This window comes from Stenotrophomonas sp. STEN022 (genome assembly GCF_056760155.1).
The window spans coordinates 1-5,107 of sequence record NZ_JBRREG010000164.1 but is presented as its reverse complement, the minus strand read 5'-3'; the positions used below and the strand labels follow the sequence as shown (position 1 = coordinate 5,107).

Sequence of the window (5,107 nt, the reverse complement as noted above, 5' to 3'; positions counted from 1 at the left end):
CCCCCCCCCCCCCAGCCCCCCTCTGTGTGTGATCGGGGTCGGGCGCTCGGCCCCGCGGTGGGGCGGTTGTCTGCCAGCCCGCCCGCCCCCCGGGGCGGCCCGCCCCCCCCACTACAACAAACAACAAACAAAAAACGGGGAGGCCGAAGCCTCCCCGTTCATAGCATCACATCAACCGACAGCTGTTACAGCAGGTCGGCAACGCCAGCGCGCTCTTCTTCCAGCTCGCCCAGGGTGATGTCGATGTACTTCTTGGAGAAGTCGTCGATCGGCAGGTCCTTGATGATGGTGTACTCGCCATTCTCGGTGGTTACCGGGAAGCCGAACACGACGCCTTCCGGAATGCCGTAGGAGCCGTCGGACGGCACGCCCATGGTCACCCACTTGCCGTTGCTGCCCAGCACCCAGTCATGCACGTGATCGATGGCGGCATTGGCAGCCGACGCGGCCGAGGACAGGCCACGGGCGGCGATGATCGCTGCGCCACGCTTGCCGACGGTCGGGATGAAAGTGTTGGCGTTCCATTCCTGGTCGTTGATCAGCTCGGCAACCTTGGCGCCGCCGGTGGTGGCGAAGCGGTAGTCCGGGTACATGGTCGGGCTGTGGTTGCCCCACACGGTGAAGTGCTCGAAGCTCTCCACGGTCTTGCCGGTCTTGGCAGCCAGCTGGCTCAGGGCGCGGTTGTGGTCCAGGCGCAGCATGGCGGTGAAGTTGCGCGGGTTCAGGTCCGGCGCCGACTTCATCGCGATGTAGGCATTGGTGTTGGCCGGGTTGCCGACCACCAGCACCTTCACGTCACGCTTGGCGACGGCGTTCAGCGCCTTGCCCTGCACGGTGAAGATCTTGGCGTTTTCCAGCAGCAGGTCCTTGCGCTCCATGCCCGGGCCGCGCGGACGCGCACCAACCAGCAGGGCCACGTCGACGTCCTTGAACGCCACAAGCGGGTCAGCGGTGGTCACCACGCCGGCCAGCAGCGGGAATGCGCAGTCTTCCAGTTCCATGACCACGCCCTGCAGGGCGGCCTGGGCCTTTTCGTTGTCGATTTCGAGCAACTGCAGGATGACCGGCTGATCCTTGCCCAGCATTTCGCCAGAAGCGATGCGGAACAGCAGTGCATAACCGATATTGCCGGCAGCGCCGGTTACGGCAACACGAACGGGTGCTTTCATGGGGGTTTCCTCTGCTAAGAAGCGGTTGTGGGGGTGAGGCCGGGCCTGCGCAGGCGCGCTGGTCCGGCTGCAATCAGAAACGGCCACCTGGGCAGGTGGCCGTCGAAGTCAATCAGGCGGCGAGGATCTTGTTCCACTCGGCGACGCGGTCGGCCTTGGCGGCCAGCACGGCGTCGGTATCGCCTTCCAGGGTGATCTTGTTGATCGCATCGCCCTGCTGGATCGCGTCAACCACGTCCAAGCCTTCGAGCACCTTGCCAAACACGGTGTGCTTGCCATCGAGCCAATCGGTCTTGATGTGGGTGATGAAGAACTGGCTGCCGTTGGTGTTCGGGCCGGCATTGGCCATGGACAGCACGCCGCGCTCGTGGCGCACGCCGTTCTTGGTTTCATCTTCAAAACGATAGCCCGGGCCACCACGGCCGGAGCCTTCCGGGCAGCCGCCCTGGACCATGAAGTCTGCAATCACGCGGTGGAACGCCAGCCCGTCATAGAAGCCATGCTTCACCAGGTTGACGAAGTTGGCCACGGTCAGCGGTGCCTTGTCGGCATGCAGCTCGACCTTGATCAGGCCGCGGGAGGTGTCGAAATTGGCGATCAGCGACATGGGAAATCCTTTGTAAAGAAGACGACTCTCAATAGCCCGCTAGTTTACACCCGGCTCCGCCCGCGCTGCTGCCCCTTCCCTGCGGCCATTCCGGAGGAAGTATGAATGGGCAATCGGGCGAGTCTGAACGGCAGTTTTCGCACAACCGTGACATAGCGCTATAATGCTGGACTCATTTTCCCCATTTCACGGCACCGGCTGGCCGTCTTTCGCATGTCCATCGAAAATCTTCGCAACATCGCCATCGTCGCCCACGTCGATCATGGCAAGACCACCCTCGTCGACCAGCTGCTCAAGCAGTCCGGCACCCTGTCCGAGCGCACGGTACTCGCCGAGCGCGTGATGGACAGCAACGACCAGGAAAAGGAACGCGGCATCACCATCCTGGCCAAGAACACGGCCATTACCTGGGAAGACAAGAAGACCGGCATCAAAAACCGGATCAACATCGTCGACACCCCGGGACACGCCGACTTCGGCGGCGAGGTGGAGCGCGTGCTGTCGATGGTCGACTCGGTGCTGATCCTGGTTGACGCGATGGACGGCCCGATGCCGCAGACCCGCTTCGTCACCCAGAAGGCCTTCGCGATGGGCTTCAAGCCGATCGTCGTGGTCAACAAGGTCGACCGCCCGGGCGCGCGTCCGGAATGGGTCATCGACCAGGTGTTCGACCTGTTCGACAAGCTCGGTGCCACCAATGAGCAGCTCGACTTCCCGATCGTCTACGCCTCGGGCCTGAACGGCTACGCCGGCTTGGAAGACACCGTCCGCGACGGCGACATGACCCCGCTGTACGAAGCGATCATGAAGTACGTGCCGGTGCCGGAAGTCGAGGCCGACGGCCCGTTCCAGATGCGCATCAGCCAGCTGGACTACAACAATTTCGTGGGCGTGATCGGCATCGGGCGCATCCAGCGCGGCAAGGTCAAGAAGAACCAGGCCGTCGCCGTGATCGACCGTGAAGGCAAGAAGCGCCAGGGCAAGGTCCTGCAGGTGCTGGGCTTCATGGGCCTGGAGCGCATCGAAGTCGAGGAAGCACAGGCTGGCGACATCATCGCCATCTCCGGCATCCAGGAACTGACCATCTCCGACACCGTCTGCGCCCTGGACACCCCGGAAGCGCTGCCGCCGTTGACCGTTGACGAGCCGACCATCTCGATGACCTTCCAGGTCAACAACTCGCCGTTCGCAGGCAACAAGGACCTGTCCGGCGGCAAGTTCCTGACCAGTCGCCAGCTGAAGGAGCGCCTGGAGCGCGAGACCGTGCACAACGTGGCACTGAAGGTCGAGCAGCTTGAAGACGCCGACAAGTTCCTGGTCTCCGGCCGCGGTGAGCTGCACCTGTCGGTGCTGATCGAAACCATGCGTCGCGAAGGCTACGAGCTGGCCGTGTCGCGCCCGGAAGTGATCATCAAGGAAATCGACGGCCAGATGATGGAGCCGATCGAGCAGCTGGTCGTAGATATCGAAGAGCAGCACCAGGGCGGCGTGATGGAAAAGCTGGGCACCCGCAAGGGCCTGCTTGAGAACATGGAGTCCGACGGCAAGGGCCGTGTTCGCCTTGACTTCAAGATCCCGGCGCGTGGCCTGATCGGCTTCCAGAACGAGTTCAAGACCCTGACCCAAGGCTCTGGCCTGCTGTTCCACGTGTTCGACCATTACGGCCCGAAGGAACAGGGCGCCATCGCCAAGCGTCTGAACGGCGTGATGATCGCCAACGCCCCGGGTGCAACCCCGGCCTACTCGCTTGGCCCGCTGCAGGAACGCGGCAAGCTGTTCGCCGCTGAAGGCGACAACGTGTACGAAGGTCAGCTGATCGGTATCCACTCCAAGGACAACGATCTGACCGTCAACGCGATCAAGACCAAGCCGCTGACCAATATGCGCGCTTCGGGCAAGGACGATGCGATCCAGCTGACCCCGGCCATCAAGTTCTCGCTGGAACAGGCCCTGGACTTCATCGACGACGACGAGCTGGTGGAAATCACCCCGAAGGAAATTCGTCTGCGCAAGAAGTTCCTGACCGAAAGCGACCGCAAGAAGGCGTCGCGCGGCGGCTGATTGTCTTGACTGACAACAAGCCCTACAACCCGGATCCGCATGCGCATCCGGGGCTGGCAGCCATCGCGCTGCTGGAAGCGGGAAAGGCCGTACTGGCCTTTCTCGCCGCGGCTGGCCTGGAGATCTCCGGGCCGGCCCCACTCCGCAACATCATCAATGCCCTGATCCACCGCGCAGGCGGTGACCCCGAGAACGGCGCGTTCTCCTCGCTGCTGGGCATGATCACCCCCGATACCGTTCACCTCGGCGCCGCTGTACTGGTCAGCTACGGGCTGCTGCGCCTGCTCGAAGCCTGGGGCCTGTGGCGCGCCAAAGCCTGGGCATCATGGCTAGGCTGCATCTCCGCTGCGCTGTACCTGCCGCTGGATTTCTACGCCATCGTCAAACACCCCGGCTGGGCCTCATGGCTGCTGCTGGCGGTCAACCTGCTGGTCGTCTGGGTACTGGCCCGCGACCTCGGCAAGCGCCACCGCAAGCACTAGTGCTTCACCTGTAGTGGGGGGGGGGGGGCGGGCGCGGGGGGGGGGGGGGGCGGGCCCGGGCCGCCGCGGGGCGGGGCGGGGGCGGGCCGGGCGGTGCGCCCCCCCCCGGGGGGGGTCGGGGCCCACCCGGCTCCCCCCCGTGCCCTTGTTGGGCTCGGCCCTACATCAGCGCATTAGAGCCCCCCCCATTTACACCACGCATAGGGGTAATCCTGCGGTCGTTCGCATATGCCAGCCCGCACTGGGTTATGCAGCAGGTAATTGGCCACACCCAGCAATGATTCATCACGCCTGATTGCGTGGTCGTGGTATCCAGCCTGCCAGATCGAACCCTGAGCGCCGATGGCTCTCGCCGAGCGCGATTTCAGCCGCTGCATGTATGCGCCCAGCGATCCTGTTTGAAGCTGTAGCAGCCAATGCAGGTGATCAGGCATCACTACCCAGGCAAGGCTGCGGGTGATTCCGGCGAGTTCGCAATGATGGAGCGCTTCGATCACCTGCTCGGCGTTCTTGCGATTCGCAAACAGCGGCATTCGCCCAGCTGTCACCGTGGTGATTGAGTAGATGTTATTGGGCAGCGAAAAGCGCCCCAGCCGCAATTTAGGACTCGACATCGCTGCAGCCTGAGGCCGGCGATCCATAAGGTCTGTCAGTGATTCAAGGCCGCAACTGTAGTGGGGGGGGGGGGGGGGGCGGGGGGGTTGTGGGGGAGGACACAGCCCAGCCAGGGGGGGGCGGGGCGGGGGGGGGGTTAAGGGGATGGGCGGAGCACCGGGGGGGGGGGGGGG

At 64.0% G+C, this 5,107-nt stretch carries 5 protein-coding genes; 2 read left to right on the top strand and 3 right to left on the bottom strand.

Annotated features, from left to right (window positions below; all coding sequences use genetic code 11):
* Window positions 1-185 precede the first annotated feature (185 nt).
* Window positions 186-1,169, bottom strand: a complete 984-nt coding sequence (locus ACVOMF_RS20425) for a malate dehydrogenase (protein ID WP_481510899.1) — start codon at window positions 1,167-1,169, stop codon at window positions 186-188.
* Between the two features lie 112 nt (window positions 1,170-1,281).
* On the bottom strand, window positions 1,282-1,776 hold the full coding sequence (locus tag ACVOMF_RS20420; protein WP_481510898.1) for a peptidylprolyl isomerase: 495 nt from the start codon (window positions 1,774-1,776) through the stop codon (window positions 1,282-1,284).
* A 213-nt stretch (window positions 1,777-1,989) separates the two neighbouring features.
* Between ACVOMF_RS20420 and typA the strand changes: the two genes are divergently transcribed.
* Entirely contained in the window at window positions 1,990-3,837 is a 1,848-nt protein-coding gene (typA, locus tag ACVOMF_RS20415; RefSeq protein ID WP_481510897.1) for a translational GTPase TypA, read from the top strand.
* A gap of 5 nt (window positions 3,838-3,842) precedes the next feature.
* On the top strand, window positions 3,843-4,319 hold the full coding sequence (locus tag ACVOMF_RS20410) for a DUF2127 domain-containing protein (RefSeq protein WP_481510896.1): 477 nt from the start codon (window positions 3,843-3,845) through the stop codon (window positions 4,317-4,319).
* Between the two features lie 173 nt (window positions 4,320-4,492).
* Here ACVOMF_RS20410 and ACVOMF_RS20405 read toward each other — a convergent pair whose 3' ends face one another.
* Complete coding sequence (locus ACVOMF_RS20405) at window positions 4,493-4,933, bottom strand: REP-associated tyrosine transposase (protein ID WP_481510895.1); 441 nt, start codon at window positions 4,931-4,933, stop codon at window positions 4,493-4,495.
* Between the last annotated feature and the right edge of the window lie 174 nt (window positions 4,934-5,107).

Bases quoted from the DNA above. Each gene is read 5' to 3' on its own strand.
- ACVOMF_RS20420 (WP_481510898.1), bottom strand. From the start codon at position 1,776: ATGTCGCTGATCGCCAATTTCGACACCTCCCGCGGCCTGATCAAGGTC.
- ACVOMF_RS20425 (WP_481510899.1), bottom strand. From the start codon at position 1,169: ATGAAAGCACCCGTTCGTGTTGCCGTAACCGGCGCTGCCGGCAATATC.
- ACVOMF_RS20405 (WP_481510895.1), bottom strand. From the start codon at position 4,933: ATGTCGAGTCCTAAATTGCGGCTGGGGCGCTTTTCGCTGCCCAATAAC.
- typA (WP_481510897.1), top strand. From the start codon at position 1,990: ATGTCCATCGAAAATCTTCGCAACATCGCCATCGTCGCCCACGTCGAT.